Annotated in this window: 1 protein-coding gene; it reads left to right on the forward strand. The window is 55.2% G+C overall.

All coding sequences use genetic code 11. The features are described from left to right. The coding region (locus tag FDX22_RS31645) for an Nramp family divalent metal transporter (protein WP_255433009.1) at nucleotides 1-261 on the forward strand (261 nt) is incomplete at both ends.

Below are 261 nucleotides of genomic sequence, written 5' to 3' on the forward strand. Positions count from 1 at the left end.
ACTTTAGCGGGCATACTGGTATCGCAGACCTGGACCAGGCCTATCTGACGCTTGAACCGCTGTTAAGTCATGCTGCGGCAACCGTGTTTGGTTTAAGTCTGGTGGCGGCAGGGCTTTCCTCTACCGTGGTTGGCACGCTGGCGGGGCAGGTGGTTATGCAAGGGTTTATCCGCTTTCATATCCCGCTCTGGGTGCGCCGTAGCGTCACCATGATGCCGTCATTTATTGTGATTTTAATGGGGCTTGATCCCACCCGGATAC

This window comes from Citrobacter sp. TBCS-14 (assembly GCF_005280805.1).
Classification (GTDB): Bacteria; Pseudomonadota; Gammaproteobacteria; order Enterobacterales; family Enterobacteriaceae; genus Citrobacter; species Citrobacter gillenii.